Origin of the sequence: Pantoea sp. B550, from assembly GCF_024158165.1 — a bacterium.
Taxonomy (GTDB): domain Bacteria; phylum Pseudomonadota; class Gammaproteobacteria; order Enterobacterales; family Enterobacteriaceae; genus Pantoea; species Pantoea alfalfae.
Window position 1 is genome coordinate 2,040,780 of record NZ_JAMYXI010000003.1, and the last position, 13,485, is coordinate 2,054,264.

A 13,485-nucleotide genomic window follows, 5' to 3' on the forward strand; every position below is an offset into this window, starting at 1 on the left:
GGGTTCTCCGGATTCAGTGACTATTCGCCAGGAAACATAAAGGGATTGAGACTACTGCGCGCGAAGCCTTCCTGCTCCATTCTGGCATCCAGTATCAGCGATGCCAGGTCATCGGCCACCGGTTCAATCGCCGGATCTCTCTCCTGATAAAGCATCTTCAGGTAGGTGCCGCAGTCGCCACAACTCTCCGCCTTTACCGCCGCATGCTCGCTGTCGAGCGACCAGTAGTGCAGATCACGGGACTGTTCGCACTGAGTACATTTGCTGCGTACCACATGCCACTCACTTTCGCACAGATTGCAGTGCAGATAGCGCGCGCCTTCATGACTGCCCATATGCACCACGCTGGCGACCGGCATACTGGCACAGACCGGACAGAACTGACGCTGATCGCCCATCTCAGCGCGTGCTTTGCCTGGGATCAGGGCCGCCATCTGCGCCCAGTAGAGCGAAAGCGCCGCCCAGATAAAGGGCGCTTTATCGCTGCTGACCAGCGCATAGTCGCCGGTAAACAGCGCGCTGGCCAGCGTCTCCAGCTCGGTGGCGGACGCCTTTTCCAGATTCTCCAGCACCGCCAGCGCCTGACCACTCATCTCCGGCTTCAGCTCGGCAATCAGCGAGTGCAGCAGCCGTTGCCAGTGCGCATCGCGCGGCAGAGTGTGAATGTTCAGTGGCGGCTTGCCCTCGCTGGCACCCTGCGTCAGTCGGGCATGCAGGTCGATGTGCAGCGGATGGTCATACAGCACAATCTCCTGCGCTTCAGCGATCATCGCCGCAAAGCGCAGATAATCGCCAAGTGGGTTTTTCGCCGCCAGGTCGCGCAATCGCGCGGCACGACGGCTGTATAAATTTTTCAGCCGTGGAAAAAGTAACGGCGGAATCATCTCCGCCGTTGTCTTTTCGCTTTTCTCCAGCTGGTCCTGCGGGATTATGCGAATACTCATCAGGGGCGTTTTTCCTGTTTTATTGGCGGATTACGCTGCTCACGATACCAGCGAGGATGATGCTGTCTGGCCCATTCCGAGCTGACCCAGCCTTCCACCATCGCGGTCAGTGTGCCTTTGACCCACAATGCAGCATAAATATGCACCATAATGACGATGATCAGCGCAACCGCTGACACCGAATGCACAACCAGCGCCAGACGGATCAGCGGAATGGCAAAGGCATCAGCAAAGTAGGGTCGCCAGATCACAATGCCACTGGCAAGCAGCAATACTAAGCTGATGATAGCAGCCCAGAACACACACTTCTGACCAAAGTTATATTTACCGGTATCGCCGACCTCTTCGTTCAGCGCAATCCGGTGAATATTTCTGGCCCAGTAGAGGTCATCGCGATTGATCAGATTGTGTTTCCAGTAACGTAAAAACATCAGCATAAAAGCGGCAAACATCACCACGCCAACAAAAGGATGCAGAATACGCGCCAGTTGTGGCGTGCCAAAGATCTGCATCAGCCAGTTAAACGACGGAAAGAAAAACCCTAATCCGCTTAACGCAGCCATGACAAAGCAAATCGCGACGATCCAGTGATTGATGCGTTCAGGTGCGCGATAGCGCACCAGATGATCGGGCTTTTTCATTATTGATGCTCCTCAGGCTGATCGTCATTGTCGTCATGCTCTTCAGTGACGCGATTCGGGCCAACGCCAACATAGTGGAAGATTGAGGCGGCAAACGTGGCGGCAAAACCGACCGCTGCCAGCGGTTTCCAGATCCCCTTCCAGAAGGTCACTGTCGGGCTGATGCCCGGATTAGCAGGCAGCCCGTGATAGAGCTGAGGCTTATCAGCATGATGCAGCACATACATCACGTGGGTGCCACCCACGCCTTCCGGGTTGTAGAGGCCCGCCTGCGCAAACCCGCGTGACTTCAGCTCCGCCACGCGTTCCTCCGCCAGCGTCAGCATGTCGCTTTTACTGCCGAAATGAATGGCACCGGTCGGACAGGTCTTCACACAGGCAGGTTCCTGGCCGACACTGACGCGATCCACACACAGCGTGCATTTATAGGCGCGGTTATCTTCTTTATTGAGTCGTGGCACGTTGAACGGACAGCCTGCGATGCAGTAGCCGCAGCCAATGCACTGCTCCGACTGAAAATCGACGATGCCGTTGGCATACTGAATGATGGCGCCTGCCGACGGACAGGCTTTGAGGCAGCCGGGATCGGCGCAGTGCATGCAGCCATCTTTGCGAATCAGCCAGGCCAGCCTGCCGTTCTCTTCGACTTCCGAAAAGCGCATCACCGTCCACGATTTGGCGGTCAGATCGACAGGATTGTCATAAACCCCGATGTTGTGGCCGACTTCATCGCGGATGTCATTCCACTCAGAACAGGCGACCTGACAGCCTTTGCAGCCGATACAGGTGGTGACGTCGATAAGTTTCGCCACTTCGATCTTGTGATCGCGCGCCTGCGGCGGCGGGGTAAAACCATTGGTCGCAGAGCGACGGATAATATCTTGTGATTGATAAGCCATAGTCATCTGCCGTTACGCTTTTTCCACTTTCACTAAAAATCCCTTGTACTCCGGGGTCTGCGAGTTGGCATCGCCAACCGAAGGCGTCAGCGTATTGGCGAGGAAGCCTTTACGCGTGGTGCCTTCAAAGCCCCAGTGGCAGGGAATGCCCACGGTATCAACCGGCTTGCCGTCAATCATCAGACGCTGCAGACGACGCGTCACCACCGCTTTAGCTTTGATATAGCCGCGACGTGATGTGACCTTAACGGTGTCTCCGGCCTGAATGCCTTTCTCCTCAGCCAGCTCGGTGCCGATCTCGACAAACTGCTCCGGCTGCGCAATCGCATTCAGCAGGGCATGTTTGGTCCAGTGGCGGAACAGCTCGGTGATGGAGTAGGTGGTGGCGACGCAGGGATAGTCGGCGGCCTCGCCCAGCTGCGTGGCGTCGCTGCTGAACAGACGAACCACCGGACTGTGTCGCTGCTGCGGATGCAGGGGATTGTCGGCGAGCGGGCTTTCCATCGGTTCGTAGTGTTCCGGGAACGGGCCATCGGCCATTTTATCGAGTGCAAACAGGTGGCCGAGACCATCGGGCTGCATGATAAACGGACCGGCCTGCTTCTGCGGCGACAGCGTTACCGGGTAATCGGGTACGTCGATGCCGTGCCAGCGTGCGCCATCCCACTCAATCAGACGGCGCTGCGGATCCCAGGCTTTCCCCTGCGCATCAGCGGAGGCGCGGTTATAGAGAATGCGGCGGTTAGCGGGCCAGGCCCAGGCCCAGCCTGAGACCGCCCCCAGTCCCGACGGATCGGCGTTGTCGCGTCGGGCCATCTGGTTACCCTCCGGCGTCCAGCTGCCGCTGTAGATCCAGCAGGCGCTGGCGGTGGTGCCGTCGTTACGCAGCTCAGAGAAGCCGTTTAGCTGCTGGCCTTTTTTCAGCAGCAGCTTGCCGCTGGCGTCATAAATGTCGGCCAGTGCCTGACCGTTGTTCTCCTGCGCCACCTCTTCCGGCTCAGGATTGAATGGGTCGCGGTAGTCCCAGCGCATCGCCATCAGCGGCTCAGGGGCTACTCCACCTTCCAGGCGGTAGAGCGCGCGCAGACGCATAAACAGGTTGCCGAGGATTTTGCCGTCGTGCAGCGCTTCCGCTGGCGGCTCGGCTGCTGCCCAGTGCCACTGCAGCCAGCGCGACGAGTTCGCCACCGAACCCGACTCTTCCGCGAAGCAGGAGGAGGGCAGGCGGAACACTTCGGTCTGGATGGCCGACGGATCGACGTCGTTGAACGCGTCGTGATGCTGCCAGAAACTGGCGGTTTCCGTGCGAAGCGGATCGATCACCACCATATATTTGAGGCGGGACAGTGCCCGGACCGCTTTATTTTTGTCCGGGAAGGCGGCCAGCAGGTTGAAGCCCTGAATCAGACAGCCGTTCAGCGCGCCCTGTTCCATCATCTCCGCCTGCGCCATGCAGTCATAGGCCTTGTCCCACTTCGGCAACCAGTTGTAGCCCCACTGATTTTCCGCCGTAGCATTATCGCCGTAGAAACTCTTCATCAGGCTGACGAAAAACTTGTCGGTGTTCTGCCAGTAGTTGACCTGGTCCGGCAACGTTGCCACCGGCGTAGCCTGTTGCAGGTAAGTCGCCAGCGTGGTCATCTTCTCGGAGGGCAGTGGCAGATAGCCCGGCAGACTCTGCGCCAGCAGGCCGAGATCGGTGTAGCCCTGAACGTTGGAGTGACCGCGCAGCGCGTTAATACCGCCACCCGGCATACCAATGTTGCCCAACAGCAACTGGATCATCGCCGCCGTGCGGATAATCTGCGAACCGTTGGTGTGGTGGGTCCAGCCCAGCGCATAGAGGATGGTTGCGGTACGATTGGGCACGCAGGTGGAGGCGAGCTGCCTGCACACCGTAATAAAGGCGTCCTGCGAAGTGCCGCACATCCGCGTCACCATTTCCGGGGTGTAACGGCTGGCGTGGGTTTTCAGCAGGTTCAGTACACAGCGTGGATGGCTGAAGCTCTCATCGCGTCGCGCATGGCCGTTTTCATCCAGCTCATAGTGCCAGCTCTGGCGATCGTACTGACGGGTTTCCGCATCGTAGCCGCTGAATAATCCGTCGCTAAAGCTGAAGCCTTCGCTGACAATCAGGGCGGCATTGGTGAAGGCGCGAACATACTCCTGCTGAATCTGATTGTGTTGCAGCAGATAGTTGATCACCCCCATCAGGAACACCACGTCGCTGCCGGCACGCAGGGGGGCATAGAAGTCAGCGACCGCCGCAGAGCGGTTAAAGCGCGGATCGACCACGATGACCTGCGCATTGTTATGGGTTTTGGCTTCAATCACCCATTTAAAGCCAACCGGATGCGCCTCGGCGGGGTTGCCGCCCATGATCATCACCACATTGGCGTTTTTGATGTCGTTCCAGTTATTGGTCATTGCACCACGACCAAAGCTCGGGGCCAGAGCCGCCACGGTGGGGCCGTGGCACAGGCGCGCCTGGTTTTCCAGCGCCAGAATACCCAGCGCGCGGGCAAACTTCTGATCGAGCAGGCCGGTTTCATTACTGGCGGCGGAGGAGCAGAGCATCGACATGGTCGGCCAGCGATTTACCGTCACGCCAGCGGCGTTGGTCGTCTGGAAATGAGCATCGCGATCCTGCTTCATCAGGCGGGCAATGCGGTCAAACGCTTCATCCCAGCTGATGCGCTGCCATTTATCGGAACCCGGTGCGCGGTACTCCGGGTATTTCAGGCGCTGTTCGCTTTGAATAAAGTCGAGCACGCCTGCGCCTTTCGGACAGAGCGATCCACGACTGACCGGATGGTCAGGGTCGCCTTCGATATGGTAAATCGAGGCACGGGCATTTTTTGCGCCATCACCCAGGCTGTAAATCAGCATGCCGCAGCCGACTGAACAGTAGGTGCAGTTATTACGTGTCTCTCTGGCGCGAATGAGTTTGAACTCTCTGATACTGGCTAAGGCTGTGGTGGGGGCAAAACCGAGTAATGCCGCGCTGGTGCCTGCCAGCCCGCCAGCACAGATTTTGAAAAAACTCCGTCTGTTAATCTGCATGTTATCGTTCTTCTTTATTGGCTCCATTGCGAAGCCTTGCAAAATAGCAGTCCTGGTTGACTGTAAGTTGACCAGGGTCAACACGTTAGTCATTAGTAATTCTTTTTCTCAATTTTGTTAAAAATCCTCGGTGGTGGATTTGCGCTGCAAGCAGATTTTCAGACGGCGCAGATAATTACTGTTGTTTTATGCTTACCGATGTTAACGCGTAAAAGAGAACTATTCGCATTATGCCCGCCAGCAGGCGTGGCTACGCCTTTCGGGGGATAAAACCGCATGAATTGTCCCGCTGTTTATTTGCGCTGTCAGGGGCTAAAAGGCAGAATCAGAGCGCGTCAGTGCTCTGCAGACCCGGGCACTGAATTACATAATTTATTAACAACAGGTCATACTTTTTGAAAGCTATCCAGCCTGACTCAGGCGAAGATTTAACAATTCAGGCCGGCGTCAGCAGGACGCAGGTGTGGCAGCGTAAAGACCTGACCGATGCACAGGATGACTGGCTGGCGGACGAAGTGCCGGTGGCGCTGGTCTATAACGGCATCTCACACGTGGTGATGATGACCACGCCCAAAGATCTGGAGGCGTTTGCGCTGGGTTTTTCGCTGTCAGAGGGCATTATCGACGCGCCGGGCGACATTTTCGGCATGGACATCGTGCCGGGCTGTGACGGCATTGAGGTTCAGATCGAGCTGTCCAGCCGTCGCTTTATGGCGCTGAAAGCGCAGCGTCGCGCGCTGGCGGGCCGGACCGGCTGCGGTGTGTGTGGCGTTGAACAGCTGGACCAGATTGGCAAGCCGCTCTCTCCGCTGCCATTTACCCAGACCTTCGCGCTGGACCAGCTGGATCGGGCGCTGGGTCAGCTGAAAGATTATCAGCCTGTCGGACAGAAAACCGGCTGCACCCATGCGGCCGCGTGGATCCAGCCCGACGGTCAGCTGGCCGGTGGCTGTGAAGATGTGGGTCGCCATGTGGCGCTGGATAAGCTGCTGGGCTATCGCAGTCAGGCAGAGTGGGGGCCGGGCGCGGTGCTGGTCTCCAGCCGCGCCAGCTATGAAATGGTGCAGAAGTCCGCCATGTGCGGCGTCGAGATCCTGTTCGCGGTTTCAGCCGCTACCCGCCTGGCGGTTGAGGTGGCTGAGCGCTGCAATCTGACGCTGGTCGGGTTCAGTAAACCTGGCCGCGCCACGGTCTACAGCCATCCTCAGCGACTGCGTTAAACGACCATCACCTCTGGCAACGTCTGCTGCAGTGCCTCAAGGGCGGCACCGTTATCGCCGCCGCTATCGGTAATCAGCATGGTGATCGTCTGCGGCGGCGCGTAAACCGTGCGGCTGACCACGCCCAGTTTGGTGTGATCGGCCAGCAGATAGCAGGCTGCAGATTGCTGCACCATCGCTCTGGCAATAGCCGCTTCGTGCGGATGAAAACTGCTGGCACCGCGATTCGCCTCAATGCCGACCGGTGACAGCAGCGCGACGTCGGCGCGATAGCGGATGATCTCACCCACGGTGATTTCGCCGCGCGTCTGGTGCGCACCCGCTGTCATCATCCCGCCCAGCAAAATAATCTGATTATTCAGCGGCTGATCTTCTTCTCCGGCGCTCAGCGCCAGCGCAGCCTGCAGGCTATTGGTGACGATCGTCAGGCCGGAAAGGGCGTGGAGTTCCTCTGCCAGCAGGGTGGTGGTGGTGCCCGCATCCAGAAACAGTGTCTGTCCCGGCTGCAGCAACTGCGCAGCGGCGCGGGCGATGGCGCGCTTCTCGCGGGTCTGCGTGCTGCGGCGTTGTGTCAGCGGCGGTTCAGCCGCCGTTTCAATCGCCACCAGGCCACCGTGAACACGGCGCGCCAGACCCTGCGCTTCCAGCTCAATAATATCGCGGCGCGCGGTTTCGCGAGACACCCCCAGCTCCCTGATAATGCGCTCGGTACTGACCTGATTAAGCCGGGTCAGTAAGGCGCGGATGCGATGAAGGCGCGTTTCCTGCAGCATAGAGGTTTCCTTATAAAGCGCGAAGGGGACGGATGATACGCCAATGACGCGAAAGATGCCGTCTGAATCAGGAGCAAGCTTAGCGCGGGGATCGGCCTGCGTCATGTGTATTTTATTGCGCTTGTGTATTTGGTTGCATTTTAGATTCAGGCAGGCATGATACAGGGGTCAGCTCTTCCTCCTTCATCCTTGTCACGGGAGTCATTATGGCCACGCGTTCCACCATTATGGATACCAACAGTTTCCGCGCCGAACATGCCGATGCGCTCGACAGCGAGACGCGCAAACTGACCGATAAACGCAGCAAAGTGCTTGGCGAATCCTATCGCCTGTTCTATCGCAAACCGGTTCATCTGGTGCGGGGTGAAGGGCAATATCTGTGGGATGCGGCGGGCGATAAATATCTCGACGTCTACAACAATGTGGCGAGCATCGGCCATTGCCATCCGGCCGTGATTGAAGCGGTGACGCAGCAGATGAAAATGCTGAACACCCACACCCGTTACCTGCATGAAAATATTCTCGACTACAGCGAAGCGCTGCTGGCGACCACGCCTGCGGCGATCGATCGCGCGATGTATATGTGCACCGGCTCTGAAGCCAATGACCTTGCTATCCGCGTGGCGCGTGCTTTCAGCGGCGGTACCGGAATTATCGTCAGTAAAGAGGCCTATCACGGTACCAGCGAGCTGACCTCCGGCGCTTCTCCGGCGCTGGGCAGTGGACAGCCGCTGTCGCCTACCACGCGGCTGGTGATGCCACCGGATGCGTATCGTGTGGATGCGCCGGACCTGGGCGACTGGTTCGCTGATCAGATTCAGCAGCAGATTGATGATATGACGGCGCACGGCATTAAATTTGCCGGTTTCCTGGCGGACTCGATCTTCTCCTCCGACGGAGTTCTGCCCAATCCGCGTGGCTTCCTGAAAAAAGCGGTCGGGGTGGTGCATGCCAATGGCGGCATCTTTATTGCCGATGAAGTGCAGCCTGGCTTTGGCCGTACCGGCGACGCCTTCTGGGGCTTTGGCCGCCATGATGTGGTGCCTGATGTGATTACTACCGGCAAGCCGATGGGCAATGGCATTCCGGTGTCCGGGCTGCTGGCAAAAAGCGAGGTGCTGGCCGCCTTCAGTGACTCGATTCCCTATTTCAATACCTTTGGTGGCAATCCGGTTGCGATGGCGGCGGCGCAGGCTGTTCTGAACGTGATCACCGAAGAGGGATTACAGGAACACAGCCGCGTGGTCGGCGCGAAGCTGCTGGCGGAGTTGCGGACCCTGATGGATCGCTATGAGTGCGTGGGCGATGTGCGCGGTGCCGGGCTGTTTATCGGCTTCGAACTGGTCACCGATCGTCACAGCAAAACGCCGGACAAAACCCTGGCGCTGAACCTGATCGAGAAGCTGCGTGAACATCGTGTGCTGACCTCGGTCGCTGGCCCGTATGGGAATGTACTGAAACTGCGTCCGCCATTGGCTTTCCAGGAAAGCGACATCGACTGGCTGGCTGGTGCACTCGACAACTCCCTGCGCGAGCTGGGTCAGTAACGCGCAGGGCAGGGCAGATGCGGCGTCCGGGTGGAATGCATGCCCGCTTGCAGTCTGGCTCAGGCCTGCCGCGCGCCCTGTCGGATGGGGCAAAAAAGGGAGAGTCAGCAGCAGCATGCTGTAAAAACAACGGGTTGCTTTTGCCGGATTTCTCAAATCCTTATGGTTAATAGGGCATTGATTACCCTTTTACGCTACATGAATTTAACTATAATGATTCGACTGCTTACGCGGCACGCCCCAAATTCGTCGTGCTGCTCACATTAAATGGAGAGGAAGAACATGAGTTATTCACTGCCATCCCTGCCTTACGCATACGACGCACTGGAACCGCATTTCGACAAGCAGACGATGGAGATCCATCACACTAAACACCACCAGACCTACGTGAACAACGCGAACGCGGCGCTGGAAGGTACTGAATTTGCTAATCTGCCGGTAGAAGAGCTGATCACCAAACTGGATCAGCTGCCAGCAGACAAAAAAGGCCCACTGCGTAACAACGCAGGCGGCCACGCTAACCACAGCCTGTTCTGGAAAGGCCTGAAAACCGGCACCACGCTGCAGGGCGACCTGAAAGCGGCTATCGAGAAAGATTTTGGTAGCGTGGAAAAATTCCAGGAAGAGTTCGAGAAAGCTGCCGCCACCCGTTTCGGTTCTGGCTGGGCATGGCTGGTTAAGAAAGGCGACAAACTGGCTGTGGTTTCAACCGCAAACCAGGACAACCCACTGATGGGCGAAGCGGTTGCCGGCGTTTCTGGCTTCCCGATCATCGGTCTGGATGTATGGGAGCACGCTTACTATCTGAAATATCAGAACAAGCGCCCTGACTACATCAAAGCGTTCTGGAACGTGGTTAACTGGGACGAAGCGGCAGCCCGCTTCGCGTCTGCTAAATAAGTTAACCAAACGTAAACGTAATGAAGATAAACCGGTGAAATCTATTTCGCCGGTTTTTTTTGTCCTTATTTTGTGCATTGCCAAAAGGAAATGAAAATCGTCAGTTATCGGTTTTAATGTTATTCCACATTAACTTTTCGTTGATATTGGCTATGTTATGTTCGGTGACATTCCTGCTTAACTCACTGTGTGTCGCTGACTATGTCAATTATAACTACTCACGAAAATACGACCGAATCCTCTGCTTCACTTTTTTTCCAGTTAATCAGTGGCAAATACATTCCGGATAAACTCTGGAACAGTAAACGTTTCCGTCTGAAATTTGTGTTAAGAACCTTGATATCGCCGCTGACCACGCTGCATTATCTGGATGCGCTGTCGCATCTGCCGCAACTTCCTTTGCTGATGAGTACCCAGGGATTGCTGCCAGCCAAGCTGCACCGGCCCTATCTGCGTTCAGGTATGAGCATTGCTGCGCGTGCGCAGGCGATTCTCGACCACTACACGCTCATGAACAATCTCGAAAATCCTATGCTGCGTCAGCTGCTGCAGAGCGCTTCAGATAATCCGCTGGCCGCGCTGACCGGAAAAAATGGTGAGGCCTTTTTACTCTCCTGCAGTTCCGGTTATTTTGATCGTGAAGGGGAAGTGACGCTGGTATTACGTTATAACGACGAGATTATTGCTTCACTTTCTTTTTCGATTCTCAACGAGAATAACCAACGCACCTTATTAATTGGCGGATTACAGGGGCCGCGAAAACATATTAATAATGAGATGATCCGCGAGGCGACCAAAGCGGCTCACGGTCTCTTCCCGAAACGCCTGTTAATGGAAGCGGTATTTATTGTGGCGAAACAGTGCGGCGTGGAAAGTATTCAGGCGGTAGGCGATGAGACGCATGTATTCCGCAGCCTGCGTTATCGCCACAGCAAAGGGGATAAGTTCTTTGCCAGCTACAGTGAATTCTGGCTGTCGCTGAGTGGTGAAGCGCGCAGGGATGGGATGTTTACGCTGCCGCTGAGTCTGCCGCGTAAAACGCTGGAGGAAATTGCCAGTAAGAAGCGGGCAGAGTATCGCCGCCGTTATGAACTGCTGGATGCGCTGGCGGAGCAGGTTTATGCCGCCGCCGGCGAACGCAAAGCCGATGTCGATCAGGCAGCTGCCTGATCGACCCGTCAGAATGCGGTTTTAGCGAAGCCCGTCATCGCTTTCAGACCCATCTCACGTCCCAGCGCGGTCATTGGATGCACCACCACCAGGCCGCGCACGCTTTTCTTCAGCGCACCCAGATTTGCCTGCTCTTTTTTGGTAATTTCGCGGCTGAAGCCCATTTTCTGCAGCTTCTGCGCTTCGGCACTCAGTTTTTCAACCCGCTGACCGCGCAGACGCTCAATCTCAATGACCAGCGCTTCTTTCTCTTTCAGCAACGCGCCCAGTTTCTCGACATCACCTGATTCCAGTAACTGCGGCTCTTTGCGGTTCAGTGCGTCCAGCTTATCGCTGAGAAGTTTGATTTCGTTCTTTTCTTGCTCTTTCATGACAACAACTCGTTGAGGAAAACAGGCCAAGGATACACCAAATCTGACGTATATTCCCGGCCAGGTTAAGACGAAAAAGGCGTCGTGATGACGCCTGACAGGATTAGCTACCGGACTTTTTAAACGCCTGCTTCATACTGATGCGGGCGATCAGCTCGGTGAGCGACAGGACCATGGTGGAACGCACCATCTGCAGATAGCGCTGCTGCTGCATGCTGCGCAGCTCAGCATCGTCGGTGTGAAACACCGGCGCAGGTGGCCAGGCGGTCACACAGTGCAGTTCACCAAACGGGCCGAGGATCTCATCGTCGGTGAAACGATAATCGCCGCTGTCGTGATTCAGCTCTTCGCGTAGTGCCAGCAGCAGTTCACCATCTTCATATTCGTGTCGGCTGATCACGCCAAGTCCGTAAATCAGCTTCAGGCGAACCGAGAGTTCGCCCAAAGGACCATCGCCCAGCAGCAGCGGTTCTACCGCATATTTCACTGCATAGTCATCTTTACGAAATACCTGCAGCACCAGCAGATTGACGGCTTCAGCCAATAGCTCAACGGCGGCGATCAGAAAGCTTCTCACCGAACGACCGGCGTTCAGGCGCTCAAGCACCCGGTTCTCAAAAGCCTGCTTCTCTTCCATTATTGCCTGCATGGGTTTAATACCGCCGTCGGGAGCAGGCGAACTGCGCCCGGCTTGCATCACTAACACGCGCGCATTATGCCATAGCGTGCCAGGCGCTCACCACAGAAGCCACCACTTCGCTATCGGCATCCAGCCCTGAAATCTCAGCCAGCGTCGTCTGTGGGCCTTTTTCGGCCAGCAGTGTGGCCAGTTCCTGCGCCTGTGGGTCCTGATCGCTGCGATAGTGCATCGCGGCGGCAATGCCCTGCACCAGGCTGGTGTGCGGTAAACCATATTCCAGCGTGCCCAGCGTCGGCTTGATCAGGCGATCGCCTGCGCTGAGTTTACGCAGCGGCTGACGGCCCACGCGCTCCACATCATCTTTCAGATACGGATTTTCAAATCGACCCAGAATCTTCCGGATGTAGGCCGCATGTTTCTCCGCATCGAAACCGTAACGCTTAATCAGCACCGCGCCGCTCTCTTCCATTGCGCCTTTCACCACAGCCCGGATTTTTTCGTCGAGGATGGCGTCACGAATGGTCTGATGACCGGCCAGCTGGCCGAGGTAGGCGGTAATGGCGTGACCGGTGTTCAGGGTAAAGAGTTTACGCTCAACAAAGGCCATCAGATTATCAGTCAGCTCCATGCCCGGAATGGTCGGCAGGTCGCCTTTAAACTGAGTTTTATCGACGATCCATTCGCTGAAGGTCTCAACGGTCACTTCCAGCGGATCGGTGCTGCCTGCTTCAGACGGGGGCACGATGCGATCGACAGCGGAATCCACAAAGCCGACATGCTGCTCCAGCCAGGCGTGATACTGCTCTGGCAATGCTTTCAGTACGTGCTGTTTCAGCTGGCTGGTGCCGCGTACCATATTTTCACAGGCGATAATATTTAACGGATGGGTGTTGCCGTTGTCGCTGCGTTTTGCCAGCCCTTTAGCCACACTGCCGGCAATACGCTCCAGAATCTGCGGACCCACCGCGGTGGTGACCAGATCGACCTCTGAAACCAGGGTGATGATCTCATCGCTGGTGCTGTTTACCGCACTGACGCCTTTAACGGTTTCCACTTTGGCCTGCTCGCCAACTACATGAACGGGATACTCATGACGCGCGTTCAGTGCATCCAGCACCGTCTGATTCACATCAGCAAAAACCAGTTCGATACCTGCATCAGCCAGTAATTTGCCGATAAAGCCGCGACCAATGTTTCCTGCTCCGAAATGTAACGCTTTCATAATTTTTGACCCATATCAAATGACGATGGGGCGGGCAAACCCGCCCCAGGAAATCGGGACGGGCATGACCGCCCCAGGGAAAATAATTGCTATAA

The 13,485-nt window shown here is 56.5% G+C and carries 12 protein-coding genes; 4 read left to right on the forward strand and 8 right to left on the reverse strand.

The genetic code is table 11. The annotated features are described in order from the left end of the window. Positions 1-20: 20 nt before the first annotated feature. Genes fdhE through fdnG form a run of 4 tightly spaced genes read right to left on the reverse strand, consistent with a single transcriptional unit; the run spans position 21 to position 5,547 of the window. A complete protein-coding gene (gene fdhE / locus NIM72_RS12600; protein WP_222924778.1) occupies positions 21-944 on the reverse strand; it encodes a formate dehydrogenase accessory protein FdhE in 924 nt (307 codons plus the stop codon). Further along, a complete protein-coding gene (gene fdoI / locus NIM72_RS12605) occupies positions 944-1,585 on the reverse strand; it encodes a formate dehydrogenase cytochrome b556 subunit (protein WP_150013375.1) in 642 nt (213 codons plus the stop codon). Before fdoI ends, fdhE begins: the two co-directional genes overlap by 1 nt. Next, positions 1,585-2,484 carry a formate dehydrogenase subunit beta gene (fdxH, locus tag NIM72_RS12610; protein WP_161734165.1) on the reverse strand — a complete coding sequence of 300 codons (900 nt, stop codon included), beginning with the start codon at positions 2,482-2,484 and terminating at the stop codon, positions 1,585-1,587. The genes fdoI and fdxH overlap by 1 nt, the downstream gene beginning before the upstream one ends. A gap of 12 nt (positions 2,485-2,496) precedes the next feature. Continuing rightward, the gene (fdnG, locus tag NIM72_RS12615) at positions 2,497-5,547 is read right to left on the reverse strand and encodes a formate dehydrogenase-N subunit alpha (protein WP_253420632.1); all 3,051 of its coding nucleotides are present in this window, start codon (positions 5,545-5,547) and stop codon (positions 2,497-2,499) included. Positions 5,548-5,942: 395 nt separating this feature from the next. Here fdnG and fdhD point away from each other — a divergent pair, with 395 nt between their 5' ends. After that, a complete protein-coding gene (fdhD, locus tag NIM72_RS12620; RefSeq protein WP_161734169.1) occupies positions 5,943-6,767 on the forward strand; it encodes a formate dehydrogenase accessory sulfurtransferase FdhD in 825 nt (274 codons plus the stop codon). On the opposite strand, the gene NIM72_RS12625 is transcribed toward fdhD, so the two are convergent. Next, positions 6,764-7,540: a DeoR/GlpR family DNA-binding transcription regulator gene (locus NIM72_RS12625; protein ID WP_222924776.1), complete on the reverse strand. Its 777-nt coding sequence runs from the start codon at positions 7,538-7,540 to the stop codon at positions 6,764-6,766. The two genes, fdhD and NIM72_RS12625, sit on opposite strands and share 4 nt — an antisense overlap. A gap of 206 nt (positions 7,541-7,746) precedes the next feature. Here NIM72_RS12625 and NIM72_RS12630 point away from each other — a divergent pair, with 206 nt between their 5' ends. The 3 genes from NIM72_RS12630 (at position 7,747) to NIM72_RS12640 (ending at position 11,157) form a co-directional block, all read left to right on the forward strand. Beyond that, positions 7,747-9,087: an aspartate aminotransferase family protein gene (locus NIM72_RS12630; RefSeq protein WP_161734173.1), complete on the forward strand. Its 1,341-nt coding sequence runs from the start codon at positions 7,747-7,749 to the stop codon at positions 9,085-9,087. Between the two features lie 282 nt (positions 9,088-9,369). After that, positions 9,370-9,987, forward strand: coding sequence for a superoxide dismutase [Mn] (gene sodA / locus NIM72_RS12635; protein WP_135910493.1), 618 nt, complete (start codon positions 9,370-9,372; stop codon positions 9,985-9,987). 201 nt (positions 9,988-10,188) lie between these two features. Then, on the forward strand, positions 10,189-11,157 hold the full coding sequence (locus NIM72_RS12640; protein ID WP_161734175.1) for a VirK/YbjX family protein: 969 nt from the start codon (positions 10,189-10,191) through the stop codon (positions 11,155-11,157). Positions 11,158-11,165: 8 nt separating this feature from the next. On the opposite strand, the gene NIM72_RS12645 is transcribed toward NIM72_RS12640, so the two are convergent. The 3 genes from NIM72_RS12645 to mtlD form a co-directional block, all read right to left on the reverse strand. Then, positions 11,166-11,528 (reverse strand): YibL family ribosome-associated protein, encoded by a 363-nt coding sequence (locus NIM72_RS12645; RefSeq protein ID WP_013359626.1) that lies wholly within the window; start codon positions 11,526-11,528, stop codon positions 11,166-11,168. A gap of 103 nt (positions 11,529-11,631) precedes the next feature. Then, positions 11,632-12,225 (reverse strand): mannitol operon repressor MtlR, encoded by a 594-nt coding sequence (mtlR, locus tag NIM72_RS12650; protein WP_202604956.1) that lies wholly within the window; start codon positions 12,223-12,225, stop codon positions 11,632-11,634. Positions 12,226-12,241: 16 nt separating this feature from the next. Beyond that, entirely contained in the window at positions 12,242-13,390 is a 1,149-nt protein-coding gene (mtlD, locus tag NIM72_RS12655; RefSeq protein WP_253420635.1) for a mannitol-1-phosphate 5-dehydrogenase, read from the reverse strand. Positions 13,391-13,485 lie beyond the last annotated feature (95 nt).